Source organism: Pseudomonas sp. AC193 (assembly GCF_979258075.1).
The window spans coordinates 98,260-113,058 of record NZ_OZ409832.1 but is presented as its reverse complement, the minus strand read 5'-3'; the positions used below and the strand labels follow the sequence as shown (position 1 = coordinate 113,058).

The 14,799-nt window shown below is 59.1% G+C and carries 14 protein-coding genes; 6 read left to right on the top strand and 8 right to left on the bottom strand.

Translation table 11 applies throughout. The features are described from left to right. Positions 1-17: 17 nt before the first annotated feature. Both ACZZ0D_RS00530 and ACZZ0D_RS00525 read right to left on the bottom strand, forming a co-directional pair. Positions 18-464: a DUF2442 domain-containing protein gene (locus ACZZ0D_RS00530; protein WP_159813614.1), complete on the bottom strand. Its 447-nt coding sequence runs from the start codon at positions 462-464 to the stop codon at positions 18-20. Further along, on the bottom strand, positions 461-889 hold the full coding sequence (locus tag ACZZ0D_RS00525; RefSeq protein WP_463552223.1) for a DUF4160 domain-containing protein: 429 nt from the start codon (positions 887-889) through the stop codon (positions 461-463). Before ACZZ0D_RS00525 ends, ACZZ0D_RS00530 begins: the two co-directional genes overlap by 4 nt. Before the next feature lie 314 nt (positions 890-1,203). Between ACZZ0D_RS00525 and aroQ the strand changes: the two genes are divergently transcribed. Both aroQ and ACZZ0D_RS00515 read left to right on the top strand, forming a co-directional pair. Beyond that, positions 1,204-1,644: a type II 3-dehydroquinate dehydratase gene (aroQ, locus tag ACZZ0D_RS00520; RefSeq protein WP_008084592.1), complete on the top strand. Its 441-nt coding sequence runs from the start codon at positions 1,204-1,206 to the stop codon at positions 1,642-1,644. 5 nt (positions 1,645-1,649) lie between these two features. Further along, entirely contained in the window at positions 1,650-2,504 is an 855-nt protein-coding gene (locus tag ACZZ0D_RS00515; protein WP_463552222.1) for a shikimate dehydrogenase, read from the top strand. Positions 2,505-2,615: 111 nt separating this feature from the next. Here ACZZ0D_RS00515 and ACZZ0D_RS00510 read toward each other — a convergent pair whose 3' ends face one another. Both ACZZ0D_RS00510 and quiC read right to left on the bottom strand, forming a co-directional pair. After that, positions 2,616-3,293, bottom strand: coding sequence for a TetR/AcrR family transcriptional regulator (locus ACZZ0D_RS00510; protein ID WP_463552221.1), 678 nt, complete (start codon positions 3,291-3,293; stop codon positions 2,616-2,618). A 101-nt stretch (positions 3,294-3,394) separates the two neighbouring features. Continuing rightward, the gene (quiC, locus tag ACZZ0D_RS00505; RefSeq protein WP_053124058.1) at positions 3,395-5,296 is read right to left on the bottom strand and encodes a 3-dehydroshikimate dehydratase QuiC; all 1,902 of its coding nucleotides are present in this window, start codon (positions 5,294-5,296) and stop codon (positions 3,395-3,397) included. Positions 5,297-5,656: 360 nt separating this feature from the next. Here quiC and ACZZ0D_RS00500 point away from each other — a divergent pair, with 360 nt between their 5' ends. Beyond that, positions 5,657-6,994 (top strand): MFS transporter, encoded by a 1,338-nt coding sequence (locus ACZZ0D_RS00500; protein WP_212550823.1) that lies wholly within the window; start codon positions 5,657-5,659, stop codon positions 6,992-6,994. A gap of 87 nt (positions 6,995-7,081) precedes the next feature. Here the strand turns inward: ACZZ0D_RS00500 and ACZZ0D_RS00495 are convergent, their stop codons facing one another. From ACZZ0D_RS00495 to ACZZ0D_RS00480, 4 genes are all read right to left on the bottom strand, one after another. Further along, positions 7,082-7,972 (bottom strand): DMT family transporter, encoded by an 891-nt coding sequence (locus ACZZ0D_RS00495; RefSeq protein ID WP_159813620.1) that lies wholly within the window; start codon positions 7,970-7,972, stop codon positions 7,082-7,084. Between the two features lie 118 nt (positions 7,973-8,090). Beyond that, entirely contained in the window at positions 8,091-8,906 is an 816-nt protein-coding gene (locus ACZZ0D_RS00490) for a sugar phosphate isomerase/epimerase family protein (protein WP_463552220.1), read from the bottom strand. A 2-nt stretch (positions 8,907-8,908) separates the two neighbouring features. Next, the gene (locus ACZZ0D_RS00485; RefSeq protein WP_463552219.1) at positions 8,909-9,970 is read right to left on the bottom strand and encodes a Gfo/Idh/MocA family protein; all 1,062 of its coding nucleotides are present in this window, start codon (positions 9,968-9,970) and stop codon (positions 8,909-8,911) included. Between the two features lie 243 nt (positions 9,971-10,213). Next, on the bottom strand, positions 10,214-10,990 hold the full coding sequence (locus ACZZ0D_RS00480; protein WP_463552218.1) for an IclR family transcriptional regulator: 777 nt from the start codon (positions 10,988-10,990) through the stop codon (positions 10,214-10,216). Positions 10,991-11,167: 177 nt separating this feature from the next. Between ACZZ0D_RS00480 and ACZZ0D_RS00475 the strand changes: the two genes are divergently transcribed. The 3 genes from ACZZ0D_RS00475 to ypfJ all read left to right on the top strand — a co-directional run bounded on the left by ACZZ0D_RS00475 (position 11,168) and on the right by ypfJ (position 14,719). Beyond that, a complete protein-coding gene (locus tag ACZZ0D_RS00475) occupies positions 11,168-12,907 on the top strand; it encodes an FAD-dependent oxidoreductase (protein WP_463552217.1) in 1,740 nt (579 codons plus the stop codon). After that, on the top strand, positions 12,891-13,724 hold the full coding sequence (locus ACZZ0D_RS00470; protein ID WP_463552216.1) for an aldo/keto reductase: 834 nt from the start codon (positions 12,891-12,893) through the stop codon (positions 13,722-13,724). Before ACZZ0D_RS00475 ends, ACZZ0D_RS00470 begins: the two co-directional genes overlap by 17 nt. A gap of 146 nt (positions 13,725-13,870) precedes the next feature. Further along, positions 13,871-14,719, top strand: a complete 849-nt coding sequence (gene ypfJ, locus ACZZ0D_RS00465) for a KPN_02809 family neutral zinc metallopeptidase (protein ID WP_463552215.1) — start codon at positions 13,871-13,873, stop codon at positions 14,717-14,719. The last annotated feature ends 80 nt before the right edge of the window (positions 14,720-14,799 follow it).

Sequence of the window (14,799 nt, the reverse complement as noted above, 5' to 3'; positions counted from 1 at the left end):
GGCTTTTTTGTGGGTGTTTACAACGCGGGATCGGCCTTGCGTGGTCGCCCGCCCTTTTTGCCATTCGCTCGAGCAGCTTCGGACTTTGCAGCACTGCTTTGACGACCGTTACGCGATGCAACCACCGACGCAGCCATCTTCATGAGTGACGGGCTCGCTGAAATCATCCCGGCAATGGAAACGTCAAGGTCTTTGCCCTCATGGCAAAGCGCAGTGCCTGCGAACCCGACTGTCAGCCCCTCGTAATCGCCTGCATCAAACCCGTCAAACTCTGGATACTGGTTCACCGGAAGCAACACACCACTGCCATCCTCAAAACGGATGACCAGAGATGATTCTTCAAAGGTTACGGAGACCGCCTGCAAGCTACTCGCCCGGCGTGCCTCCCCTTGCAGGATGGCGGCGTCGATCATCTCCTCCGTCAGGGGGCGACGTGTGGATGGCTTAGCTTTGACGACTTTCATAGATCGATTTCCACTCCTTCCAATGCGCCTATCAATGTCAGAAGAGTTTTGCCCTCGTCTGGCAGATAACGCGCTGATCCCACTCTGTATGTCGCGTCAGTGACGAGTTTCATCCCCAGCACTTCGTTTGAATGGCTGTCCCACAATTGATTGTCGAGACAGACAGTTTGCAATCTTGACCACCAGATCCCGCGTGCTCGTCGCAGATGAGCAGGCTGCTCAAGAGATCGACACAAGCCTTCCAGCACGGTTAACGGTGGTCGACGAGAAAGCGGAACGACGTCCCAAAGCTCAATATCGTTGTGCCAGAAACTGAACTGGAATCGGGCACTCCAACTGCCCGCATTCACATGAACGTGCGGTGGGCAATGCTCATCTCGCAGCATGATGACAATCGACAATCCTTTGTAGCTGCACACCTTCATGCTAACCCATCCGTTAGGTTAATAAGTTTCAGGATTCGAGATTCCTTTCAAATCCGACGACTGGTGATCGGCACATGACGTTTCACCTCTTTTCAGGCTAGCGTCGGAACGGGTCATGAGCCGGTCAATCTCCGGTAAAAAACGTAAGCAAAGCTGTCGTCATATCTCGATCAATATTGCTTCTGTGCGATCACCGAACATAAAACGCCACGTGCATTTTTGTTCAATTGACCATGGTAACCATCTAGTACATTTTATCTCCACAGGCCGAATCCTATGGCCAAAGCCAAAAACAATAAGTGGAGTTACCCCTCATGCCCCCTATCGTTCTGGTGCTCAACGGCCCGAACCTGAACCTGCTTGGCACCCGCGAGCCGGCGACTTATGGTCACGAAACCCTGGCGGATATTTCGGCACTGTGCGGTCGTGCGGCTGAAGAATTCGGCCTGGCCGTGGAGTTTCGCCAGACCAATCACGAAGGCGAATTGCTCGACTGGATTCACGCGGCGCGCGGTCGTTGCGCCGGGATCGTGATCAACCCGGCAGCGTGGACGCACACGTCGGTGGCGATTCGTGATGCGCTGGTGGCCAGTGAATTGCCGGTGATCGAAGTGCATCTGTCCAACGTCCACGCCCGCGAACCGTTTCGTCATCACTCGTTTGTCTCGGCGATTGCCACGGCGGTGATGGCCGGGTTCGGCAGTCATGGCTATCGCCTGGCGCTGGAACATTTCAGTCAGCGGCTGAAGGGGTGAATCGCATGTCGCACTCCAACGTAATTCTCGCCGGGTTGATCGGTGCCGGTATTCAGGCTTCGCGCACACCGGCGCTGCATGAGCACGAAGGCGATGCGCAGGGCATGCGTTATCTGTATCGATTGATCGATCTCGATCAATTGCAAATGGACAGCACCGCCCTGCCCGATCTGCTGCTGGCAGCTGAGCGGATGAACTACACCGGGCTGAACATTACTTTTCCGTGCAAGCAGGCGATTATTCCGCTGCTCGATGAGTTGTCGCCGGAAGCGCGAGGCATTGGTGCGGTGAATACCGTGGTGCTGAGGGACGGCAAGCGCGTCGGTCACAACACCGATTGTCTGGGTTTCGCCGAGGGTTTTCGCCGTGGTTTGCAGGACGCTGCCCGCGAACGTGTCGTCCAGATGGGCGCAGGTGGTGCGGGCGCGGCAGTGGCCCACGCGTTATTGAGCGAAGGCGTGCAGCAACTGAGTATTTTCGACGTCGACAGTGAGCGTGCGGAAAGTCTGGCGAACAATCTGAATCAGCATTTCGGCTTCGGTCGTGCGGTGGCGGGTCGAGATTTGCCGAGTACGCTGAATCTGGCTGATGGTCTGGTCAACACCACGCCGATGGGCATGGCTAAACTGCCGGGCATGCCAGTGCCAGTCGAGTTGCTGCGCAAGGAATTGTGGGTGGCGGAGATTGTGTATTTCCCGCTGGAAACCGAGCTGCTGCGCAATGCTCGCGCATTGGGTTGCCGCACGTTGGATGGCGGCAACATGGCGGTGTTTCAGGCAGTGAAGGCGTTTGAATTGTTCAGCGGCGTGGTGCCGGATGCGCAGCGGATGCTGGCGCATTTTCAAAGCATGAATGGTTGAACTCTTTCCCCTGTGGGAGCGGGCTTGCTCGCGAAAGCGGTGTATCAGTCAGCAGATGTATGACTGACCGGACGCTTTCGCGAGCAAGCCCGCTCCCACAAGGGAACTGCGTCAGGCTTGCAGGTAGCGCAGCACCGATTCGCAAATCATCTCGCGATGACGCTGCTTGATGCTTTCATCCGGCAGGTCGATCTGGAAGATCTCGCCAAACGTGTGCCGGTTCGAGACGCGATAGAAGCAGAACGAACTGATCAACAAATGCACATCCAGCGCATCCAGCCCCGCACGGAACACACCTTCATCAGCACCGCGACGCAGAATCTCGCCGAGCGAATCGAGGATGGTGTTGTTCATCGCCTTGATCGCATCGGAACGCTTCACGAATTCAGCGTTGTGGATATTTTCGATGCTGACGATGCGCACGAAATCGACGTTGCGATCGTGGTGATCGAAGGTGAATTCGACCAATCGTCGAATCGCCACCTCTGGCGGCAACTCGGCCAGATGCAGGCGGTTTTCGGTGTTGCGAATATCGCCGTAAAGCTTCTCCAGCACCTCGACGTACAACTGCTCCTTACTGCCGAAGTAGTAATAGATCATGCGTTTGGAGGTGTGGATGCGCTCGGCGATCGCGTCGACGCGAGCACCGGACAAACCTTGCTGGACGAACTCGACGATCGCCTCCTGCAGGATGTTCTCGCGGGTCTTTTCCGGGTTGTTTTTGCGACTCTTGCGCGGCTCTACGACGGGCACGACAGTAGCTGCGGAAAGTTCTGAATTTATCGTCATTGCGGGCTCACGGCCATCACTGCACAGGCGGCGATTATGGGCCGCGCCGCACAGTGAAGGAAGCCGCGCGAGCCGTGTTTAATCCCGCGTTTACGAATTTCCTACAACTTCGCCTGGCGAACGGCGCCGCTGCGTGATTTGGCCATCGCCGCCAAACGCACCGCGACATTCGCTGCGCCGTAACCGGCATAACCGTTTTTGCGCTGGATGATCTCGAAAAAGAAGCGCCCTTCGAACGGCTCGGTGTAGACGTGAAACAGCTCGCCGCCCTGCGCGTCACGGTCATAAAGCACGTTGTAATACGCCAGCTCGCTGAGGAATTCATCGTCAAAATCGAAGCGTGCGGCGAGGTCGTCGTAATAGTTGAGCGGAATATCCAACAGCGGCACACCGGCCTCTTTGGCGCGACTGACTTCGGCGAAGATGTCGTCACAATCGAAGGCGATGTGATGCACACCGGAACCGCGATAACTCGACAGCGCATGAGAGATCGCGGTGTTGCGGTTCTCTGAAATATTCAGCGGCAAGCGGATCGAGCTGTCGCGACTGCGCAGTGCGCGGCTCTTCACCAGCCCGTACGGGTCGGGCAGCACCACTTCATCGTCCGCTTCGAAATCCAGCAGGCTCTTGTAGAACAGCACCCAACTGTCGAGGCTGTCGGCCGGCAGCGCCATGGCCATGTGGTCGATGCGCTTGAGGCCGCCACGGGCCGGCGCGTCGGCCAGCAGATTGAAATCGGTGCCGTAGACATCGGCCTGTTCATCGACCAGATAAATCAGGCTGCCATCCGGCGCGCGCACAGCCGCCAGTTCCAGTTCGTTGGGGCCGACCAGTCCGCGATAGGGCTGACCTTTGTAAGCCACGGCACGGGCCAAAGCACTGGCGCTATCCTTGACCCGCACGGCGGTGGCACACAGCGACGGGCCGTGGGCCTCGAAAAAACTGTGGGCGAAAGAGTAAGGCTCGGAGTTGAGAATCAGGTTGATATCGCCCTGACGCAGCAGGCTCACGCTCTTGGAGCGGTGCTGCCCGGCCTTGACGAAACCCAAGCGCTCCAGCCAGTTCGACAGCTTGGCACCGAGGCTTTCATCGACGGCAAACTCGAGAAACTCGATGCCGTTGTACTCGCTGGCCTGCGGCGTTTCAAAGAGGATTTCGCGGTTGGCCACAGGCGTCGCTTCCTGCTCCAGACGCTGGCGAGTCTTCTCCTCCAGGTACAGCAGCGAACGCAAACCGTCAGCGGCATTGGCCCGTGGCGGCGCGGCGCGGAAGCCGTCGTTGAAAATTTCCAGCGACAGCGGCCCGGTGTAACCGCTCTGGATGATCGGCGCGAGGAAGCCCGGTAGATCAAATTCGCCCTGCCCCGGGAAGCAGCGGAAATGCCGGCTCCACTCCAGCACATCCATCTGCAGAATCGGCGCGTCGGCCATTTGCACGAAGAAGATTTTGTCGCCGGGGATGTCAGCGATGGCGCGCGGATCGCCCTTCAGCGACAAGGTGTGAAAGCTGTCGAGCAGCACGCCGAGGCTCGGATGATCGGCCTGACGCACGATGTCCCAGACCTGTTGATAAGTATTGACGTGACGGCCCCAGGCCAGCGCTTCGTAACCAATGCGCAAGCCGCGCGCGCCGGCGTGTTCCGCCAGCAAGCGCAGGTCATCGACTAGAATTTGTTGATCGCCGACGCTGTCCGCCGAGGCGTTGCTGCAGACCAGCACCAGGTCGGTGCCGAGTTCCTGCATCAGGTCGAACTTGCGTTCGGCGCGCTCAAGATTGCGCGCCAGGCGATCGCGGCGGCAGCCTTCGAAATCGCGGAACGGCTGAAACAGGGTGATGGCGATGCCGAGATCGGCGCACATCTGTTTAATTTCGCGCGGACTGCCGTCGTAGTACAGGAGGTCGTTTTCGAAGATCTCCACCCCGTCGAACCCGGCGGCGGCAATGGCTTCGAGTTTTTCCGGCAGGGTGCCGCTCAAGGAAACGGTGGCAATGGAACGCTGCATGTTTCAACTCCCGGACTGCGCCGCTTGATCTTTACTGTAGGAGCTGCCGAAGGCTGCGATCGTTTGATCTTTATTCGTGGAAAGCAAAATCAACAGATCGCAGCCTTCGGCAGCTCCTACATGGGATGGGTTTTTATAGTGGGGAAATTATTGGCTGCATTGAACGCGGCAGCAATTTAAAGTGTACTACCCGGTTAGTTTTGCGTGCGATTATCGAACACAATGGCGGTTTGGCGAATTGACGATTTTTCGTCCACTGCCCACCATCGACCGCACATTGAGTCCGGATATGAACCACCGGTCGCAGCGTGCAAAGAAAAAAAGCACACCAAATAAAAAATCCAAAAACGGGTGGAACACATGATTCCTTCACAGACTTCCCGCATGGCTCCGGCCATGAGCACTGCCTCAGGTGGCATCGGCGACAAGATCCGCGGCGCCATGGCGGTCGGCAAAACCCGCTGGGGCATGCTGGCGCTGGTGTTTTTCGCCACCACCCTGAACTACATCGACCGCGCCGCCCTCGGCGTCATGCAGCCAATCCTCGCCAAGGAAATGAGCTGGACGGCGATGGATTACGCCAACATCAACTTCTGGTTTCAGGTCGGCTACGCGATCGGTTTCGTCCTGCAAGGTCGACTGATCGACCGGGTCGGCGTCAAACGCGTGTTCTTCTGCGCCGTGCTGCTCTGGAGCCTGGCCACCGGCGCCCACGGTCTGGCGACATCGGCGGTCGGTTTCATGGTCTGCCGATTTATCCTCGGCCTCACCGAAGCAGCTAACTACCCCGCCTGTGTGAAAACCACACGCCTGTGGTTCCCCGCTGGCGAACGTGCAGTCGCCACTGGCATCTTCAACGCCGGCACCAACGTCGGCGCGATGTTCACGCCAATGTTGCTGCCGCTGGTTCTCCACGTCTGGGGCTGGCAAGCCGCGTTCCTGTGCATGTCGGCGCTGGGCGGCATCTGGTTGCTGTTCTGGGGTTTGAAGTATTTCAACCCGGAAGATCACCCGAGCGTTAAGCAATCCGAACTGGACTACATCCAGCAGGAAGTCGAACCGGAACAGGCCCGCGTACCGTTCTCGAGAATCCTGCGGATGCGCGGCACCTGGGCGTTCGCCATTGCTTATGCGCTGACCGCGCCGGTGTTCTGGTTCTACCTGTACTGGCTGCCGCCGTTTCTCAATCAGCAATACAACCTGGGCATCAATGTCACCCAGATGGGGATTCCGCTGATCATCATCTACGTGACCGCTGACTTCGGCAGCGTCGGTGGCGGGATTCTGTCTTCGTTCCTGATCGGTCGCGGGATGAACTCGATCAAGGCGCGGCTGCTGTCGATGTTGCTGTTCGCCTGCTGCATCATCGGCGTGGTCATGGCGGCTGGCTCGGCCAATCTGTGGGTCGCGGTGGCGGCGATTTCTCTGGCGATCGGTGCGCATCAGGCGTGGACGGCGAACATCTGGAGCCTGGTGATGGACTACACGCCCAAGCACATGATGAGCACGGTGTTCGGTTTCGGCGGCATGTGCGCGGCGATCGGCGGGATGTTCATGACCCAGATCGTCGGCCACATCCTGACCGTGACCAACAACAACTACACCGTGTTGTTTACCCTGATTCCGGCGATGTATTTCCTTGCGCTGACGTGGATGTACTTCATGGCCCCGCGCAAGATCCCGACCGTCACCGAATAAATTCCTGTAGGAGCTGCGGCACGCTGCGATCTTTTGATCTTGATGTTGAAGATCAAAAGATCGCAGCCTCGTTTCACTCGTCAGCTCCTACAGGGGTTTGTGTTTCCGGCTTTGTTGCCACGCTGCTGCCAGTCCGCTGCAGCAGATCACCGCGATACCGATGATCGTCAATACACTCGGCGTGTGATTGAACAGCAGCCAGCCCAACAACCCCGCAAACACGATCTGGCAATACCCGAACGGCGCCAGCAGCGCCGGCGCGGCATGGCGGAACGCCTGGGTCAGGAACAAATGCGCGGTCATCCCGCAACTGCCCAGCGCCAGCATCAACCCGGCGTGGGTCAGCGTCGGCACCTGCCAGAAGAACGGCACCAGCGCACTCATCACCAACGTGTTGCACAACCCGGCGAAGAAGTTGCTGGTGGTCGGACTGTCGATCTCCGCGAGCTTGCGGGTGAGTAATTGATAGAAGCAGAAAAACAGCGCCGAGCAGAACGGCAACAGCACCGCCGGCGTGAACAGTTCACCGCCCGGGTGGACGATGATCAGCACGCCGATAAAGCCGCAAATGACGGCGATCCATTGGCCGCGTGTCACTCGTTCTTTGAGCAGCGGCACCGACAACGCCGTGACCAACACCGGTGCAAGAAAGTTGACCGCCGTGGCTTCCGCCAATGGGATGTACAGCAGCGCCGTGGTGAAAAACAGGCTAGTGCCGAGTAGGCAAAGTGCTCGAACCAACTGCCATAACGGCTTCTTGGTACGTAGGACGCGCAGCCCGGACTGCGGCAGAAAAATTCCCGCCATCAGTAAGGTGTGCACCAAATAACGCGCCCACACCACCATCACGATCGGATAGAAACCGGAGAGGTATTTCGACAGCGCGTCGTGGCTGGAGAACAGGAAAGTCGCCACGACAATCAGCAAGATCCCTTTGAAGGGTTGGTTGACACCGGAGAGCGGGGTGCTGACGGTCATTGGGTTTCCTTGTGTTGCCAAAAAAGATCAAAAGCTTCGCGGGCAAGCCTTGCTCCCACACGGTTTGCGTAAACCCCGTAGGAGCAAAGCTTGCTCGCGAACAGGTGCGCAGCACCGCTTACAGCCGCGCCAACAATTCCCGAGTCTTGTTGATCGCCATCTTCGCCCGATCCAATCCACTCACGCCCTGCTCCAGCAGTTTAACCGTAGGAATTTCCAGGCTCAGTGGGATATTAGCCGGCAGCGCTTTCAGCAACCCGAGCAAATCGCAATCACCCTCGCCGGGAAACCGTCGCTCGTTGCGCGCCTGACGCAAGATCTCGGCCATGTCTGACGGCCTCGGCCCTGCGACATCACATAACTGCGCATAACGCAGTCGCGACGATGGCACCTTCGCAAGATCCTCAAGCTTTGACGCCGAACGATCAAAGTGGAAGGCATCGACCAACACCGCAGCATTTTCCCGACTAGCGTTTTCCACAATCCGCAGCGCTTGCTCAAGGTTGCGCGCATCCGTCCAAGGCATGAACTCCAGATGCGGATGCAACCCGAGCGGCGCCGCCAAATCGCACAACGCGGCAAAGTTATCCGTGAGTCGCTGCTCGTCAGGATCGTTACCGGCGACGAGCAATTCAGTCGCACCAAACTCCGCGCCGACCGTAAGAAGCTTCTCGAAATCGGCAACAACGGTCTGCGGTTTCAGACGGAGGATTTCCACGTCGAGCACGCGGATGCCAGTGTCGCGCAATCGCTCCATCGTCCTACGCCGCAAATCGTTATCGGCTACCAGTGGGAAGTGATATTCCTCGGGCGTTGCCGGTTCCAGACGCAATCCGACATGGCTGTATCCGGCGCGAGCAGCGACTTCGACCATTTGCGGTGGCGACAACTCCAGCACGGTCAGGCTGGCCAGGGAGAGAATACGTTCGCTCATGTTCACGCCTCGATCAGTGCAGGGGCGCAAGCCCGGCCAGTGGCGGCGGCTTCGCGAATGGCTTCGATCAGCGCGAGGGTGCGTGCGGCATCAGCAGCACTGACCAACGGCTCGACTTCGCGCCGAGCCACGCGGACGAAATGCTCTAACTGCAAGCGTAAAGCTTCCTCACCGCTGTAGGACTCTTCCACACTCAACAACGGTTCATGCCAACCGGCATCCACCTGATCGGCGGCGTAATGCCAACGTTTGAGCTGCGGAATGCTCAACGCCCCGGCGGTACCCGCCAGCAGATAACACGGTTGATCCGCCTGACGCGGATACGCCGGGTTTTCACCGGAGGCCAGCTCCCAACTCCACGGTGCCGCCACCGCATCGGAGCCGCTCAACGTGCCCAGTGTGCCGGCGGCAAACTGCAGCAACACCGCCGCGCTGTCCTCGTTGGCGAAACCGCGCACCGAGTTGTCGGTGAACGCTTGCACCGAACGCACTTCACCGCACAGGTGACGCAACAAATCGAGGTCGTGAATCAGGTTGGTCAGCAACATCCCCGCCCCCGCCTCACGGCGCCACGGGATCTCGAAATAGCTGTCCGGTTTACGTACCTGAAACAGCGCAGTGACCGTGGTCAAACGCCCGAGCGCACCGCTTTGCACCAGCTCATGAGCGCGGACGATCAGCGGATTGTGGCGTCGATGATGGCCGACCAACACCGGCACGCCGCTGCGTTTAACCGCCGCGACCAGATCGCGCACTTCATCCAGATGCACGCCGACAGGCTTTTCCAGCAGCACCGGCACACCCGTCGCCAGACAATCGAGCGCCGTGCTGACATGTTGGTTGTTCGGATTGGCGACGATGACTGCGTCTGGCTTGATCTGATCAAGCATCTGACGGTGATCGGCGAAATGTCTGACACCCCACTCAGCCGCAAGAGTGGCGGCTTGCGGCCCGGGATCAGCCACTGCACACAGGCAGGCTTCGCTGAGGGTTTGCAGGTGCCGGTAATGTTGCTGACCCATATTGCCAGCGCCGATCAGAGCGATTCGAAGGGACGAATTCAAGGCGCGATCCTTTTGTGATTGTTGTCGGAAAAAACACTCCAGCAACAATTTAGAACCAAGTTCCAGAATCAAACACCCATCAACCTCAAAACCGTGCGAACACCGCACCCTTTCTGAATCACCAAAATCCAAATGTGGGAGCGGGCTTGCTCGCGAAAGCGGAGGGTCAGCCAACATCTATTTAGACTGACGCACCGCCTTCGCGAGCAAGCCCGCTCCACAGGGGATCTGTGTGTATTCCGATTACATGAACAATTCAGAGGCTAGGCTTGCCGCTGATAATTCTTCAGCAAACTTCAACAACAACGGCGCCAACTCATGCAACCGCGCCCCCGGCATCCGCGCACTCGGCCCGGCAATACTGAGCACGCCAATCACCCGACCATCCGCCGGATGTTTCACCACCGCCGCAATTGCCGACGTACCGACCGCCGAGCTTTCCTCGACCCACGCATACCCTTGCTCACGCGCCAGACGCAGGCGCTCCAACAACTCAATATTAGAGCGCGGCGCATTCGGCCCGATACCCACCGGCACCTCCGCCGCTTGCCGCTCAACCAGTGACAACGCCTCGGCATCGCTCATGCACGCCAGCCACGCATGCCCGGAAGCGGTGTAAAACAACGGCGCATCGCGGCCCATGTCCGGGTCATAACGCAGACCGGTACGCGCACCCTGCGCCTTGGCAATCCAGGTTTGCCGCTCGCCATCGATCACACCGAGACGCACCAGTTCGCCGGTTTCCTGCGCCAGCCGATCCAGCACGGGCTGAACAATATCGGCGCCACTGCTCGACAGGTATTGAAAGCCCATCGCGACCAGTTTGGTCGACAGGTGATAGCGCAAGGTCTCAGGATTCTGCCGCACGTAACCAAGACGAATCAGCTCGGCGAGCAAGCGGTGAGTCGCGCTTTTCGGGATGTCCAATTGCTCGGCAAGCGTCTGCATCGGCAGCCCGCGCGGATCACTGGTGAGGCTTTCCAGCACGCTGAAAACCCGTTCAATCTGACTGCCGGCCATAGGGAAATCCAAATGAAATTTCGCCGATTCTAGAAGACAACAGCGGTAAAGCGAAATCTGGAACCGGCTGTTCGATAACCGCCCGATTTGTCGTATCGAGGCTTGTAGGCCGACGGCAGCAATGGTTATTTTCTGGAATCGAATTCCAAAAACAATTCTGCGCTGGAGCCTTGTTTGATGCCTGCCGAACTTCCCGCTATCGACTGCGACGTTTTGATCGTCGGCTCCGGCGCCGCCGGATTGTCGGCAGCCGTCACTGCTGCGTGGCATGGCCTGAAGGTCATCGTCGTCGAAAAGGATTCGGTATTCGGCGGCGCCACCGCATGGTCGGGTGGCTGGGCGTGGGTGCCGTGCAATCCGCTGGCCCGACGCGCCGGCATCATCGAAGACGTCGAACAACCGCGCACCTATTTGCGCCATGAACTGGGCGAGCATTTTGACCCGGCGATGATCGATGCCTTCCTCGAAGCCGGGCCAAATATGGTCGCGTTTTTCGAGCAACACACCGCGCTGCAATTCGCCGACGGCAACGCGATTGCCGACATCCATGGCGACACCCCGGGCGCGGGCACCGGCGGGCGCTCAGTGATTGCCGCGCCCTACAACGGGCGCAAGGTCGGACGCTTGCTCAAGCGACTTCGTACGACCATGCGCGAAACGTCCTTCATGGGCATGCCGATCATGGCGGGCGCGGATCTCTCGGCATTCCTCAATCTGACCCGCTCATTGAAAGCCGCATGGCACGTGACGCGACGTTTCACCCGGCACCTGTTTGACCTCGCGACGCATGGCCGCGCGCTGCAACTGGTCAATGGCGTGGCACTGGTCGCGCGACTGGCGAAATCGGCCGAAGACCTTGGCGTGTTGCTGTGGGAATCGGCGCCGGTGACTGAGTTGCTGCGTGACGAAAACCGCGTTTGCGGTGCAGTGATCAACAGCAGCAAAGGCCCGATCCGCATCCACGCACGCAAAGCCGTGGTACTCGCAGCAGGTGGTTTCGCCAACGACATCGAACGGCGCAAAGCCCTGTTCCCGCGCACTCCCACCGGCCACGAACATTGGGCGTTGCCGCCGCTAGCCGTGAATGGTGATGGCTTGCGGCTGGGCGAAAGCGTCGGCGCGCGGGTCAACACCGACGTTGCGTCCCCCGTCGCGTGGGCACCCGTCTCGCAAGTGCCTCATTCCGACGGCAGCATCGGCCATTTCCCACACATCATCGAGCGCGGCAAACCCGGCATCATCGGCGTACTCAGCAACGGCCAGCGTTTCGTCAATGAAGCGAATGGTTACTTCGACTACGTCAGCGCCATGGTTAACGCGGCGCCACCAGGTGAAGAAGTCGCCTCATGGCTGATCTGCACCCACGCCTTTCAGCGCCGCTATGGCCTCGGCATGTCACGGCCGTTTCCGGTCCCGTTGTCAGAATTTATCCGCAGTGGTTATCTGAAAACCGGTAACACCGTTGAGGAATTAGCCAACGCTTGCGCCATCGACTCGAGCGGTTTGCGCCAAACCCTCGACGACTACAACCGCCATGCCCACAACGGCGAAGACCCGCAATTCGGGCGCGGCGCAACGCCCTACAACCGCAAACAGGGCGATCCGGCGAACCTTCCTAACCCCTGCGTTGCCCCAATAGAAACCGGCCCGTTCTACGCCGTGAAAGTACAACCGGGATGCTTCGGCACTTTTGCCGGGCTCAAGGTCAACCCACACGCGCAAGTGCTCGACGCCAACCAACACCCTATCGCCGGGCTCTACGCAGCGGGCGGCGACATGGCCAGCATCATGGGCGGCCACTACCCGGCGGGCGGAATCAACCTCGGCCCGGCGCTGACGTTCGGCTACATCGCCGCTCGCCACATCGCCGGCATCACTGCTTTCGAACAGGAGATCGACCATGCAGCACATCGTTAATGCCCAGGGTTTGAACATGCCGAAACTCGGTCTCGGCACGTGGCCGATGCTCGGCGACGAATGCACCCAGGCCGTGGAGCAAGCGCTGGAACTCGGTTATCGACACATCGACACGGCTGCGGCCTACAACAATGAGGACGCGGTCGGACAAGCCTTGTCGAATACGCCGACACCGCGCGAGCAGATTCACGTCACCACCAAGGTCTGGTGGGATCAGCTGCAACCCGACGCCATGCGCCACTCCCTGGATCGCAGCCTCAAGGCCTTGCGCAGCGACTACGTCGACCTGTTCATGCTGCACTGGCCCACCACCGATTGGGACTTGCCGCGCACCCTCGAGACGTTGGCCTCGTTCAAGGAACAAGGGCTGGCGCGCAATATCGGTGTGGCGAATTTTCCGCTGCCGCTGCTGCGCACAGTGGTCGAGGAATACGGCATCGATCTGTCAGCCATTCAGGTCGAGTACCACGTCCTGCTCGGACAAAACGCCCTGCTCGACTACGCTCGCCAACACAATCTGGCGCTGACAGCCTACACACCGCTGGCGCGTAACAAGGTTTCACACATTGCCGAGATCCAGCAGATCGCCGCCAAGCATGGCGTGCTGCCGACGCAGGTCGCGCTGAAATGGCTGCTCGATCAAGTCAACGTTGCAGCGATTCCCAAGGCGAGCAGCAAAGCCAATCAACTGGCCAATCTCGCGGCACTTGAGGTCAATCTCGACGATGAAGACCGGGCGCTGATTGCCAGTCTGTCGAAGCGCGAACGTCAGGTCAGTCCGGACTTCGCGCCGGTGTGGGACGCGTTTGATCAGTGAGTAGGAAAACAGCGTTTGCCCGGTTCGAGACGCCAGTTGCAGGATCGGTCTTACGCGCTCTTACACATCTGCCCTGCACAACCTGAGCTGTGCGGTTATTCATAGGCGAGGCGAAAACGCCCCATCAACCTATGAGAGACCGCACCATGCTATGGAACAAGGCAAGACGCAGCGACAACGTCAACGACACGCGAGAGGGCAAGGACGCCCGCACACTGACAGGGAAAAAACTCGGCGCCGGGCTGGCCGCCGCCGCACTGACAGGCGTGGCGCTCTATTCGAGCTACAACACCGCGCCGCAGACGCCTGCTTCAGAGGTTTCCATCAGTCAGGAGATCGCGCCGGTCGACGACCCCCAACTCAAATTCATCGAATCGATACTCGGCGACACCGAAGACACCTGGAAACAGGTATTTGCCAATACCGGGCAACACTACCCGGCGCCCACATTGACCCTGTTCAGCGATGGCATCGCGTCGGGCTGCGGCTTTGCCAGTGCGTCAAGCGGCCCCTTTTATTGCCCCACCAACCAAAACATCTACATGGATCCGGCGTTCTTCGAACAAATGGCCGAGCGCTTTTCGGTGGTCGGTGACTTCGCTCAGGCTTACATCCTCGCCCACGAAGTCGGCCACCACGTGCAAATTGCCCTGGGTATGTCCGCACCGTTTGAAAGCGCGTTGTCCGCCAGTCAGCCTGTGACCGGCGACTCAGGACTGGAGGTGCGCGCCGAACTGCAGGCCGATTGTCTGGCCGGGGTCTGGGCTCACCATGCGCAACAACGCCATGCGTGGCTGGAACCGGGCGATATTGACGAAGCACTGAATGCTGCCAGCGTGCTCGGCGATGATGCGCTGCAACGTGCGCGAAACCAGACAGTACGTCCCGAGACCTTCAGCCACGGCACATCACAACAGCGCAGTGCCTGGTTCAGCGCAGGATTCGATAGCGGCCGCGTCGAAGCGTGCGATACCTTCAACGCCGCGCAGTTGTAAGCTTGGCGATATCGGCATCTGCTTTAGAACCGGCGTCGATCACGATGGTCTGACGACCGGACTGGCGCCACCGTCGTGCA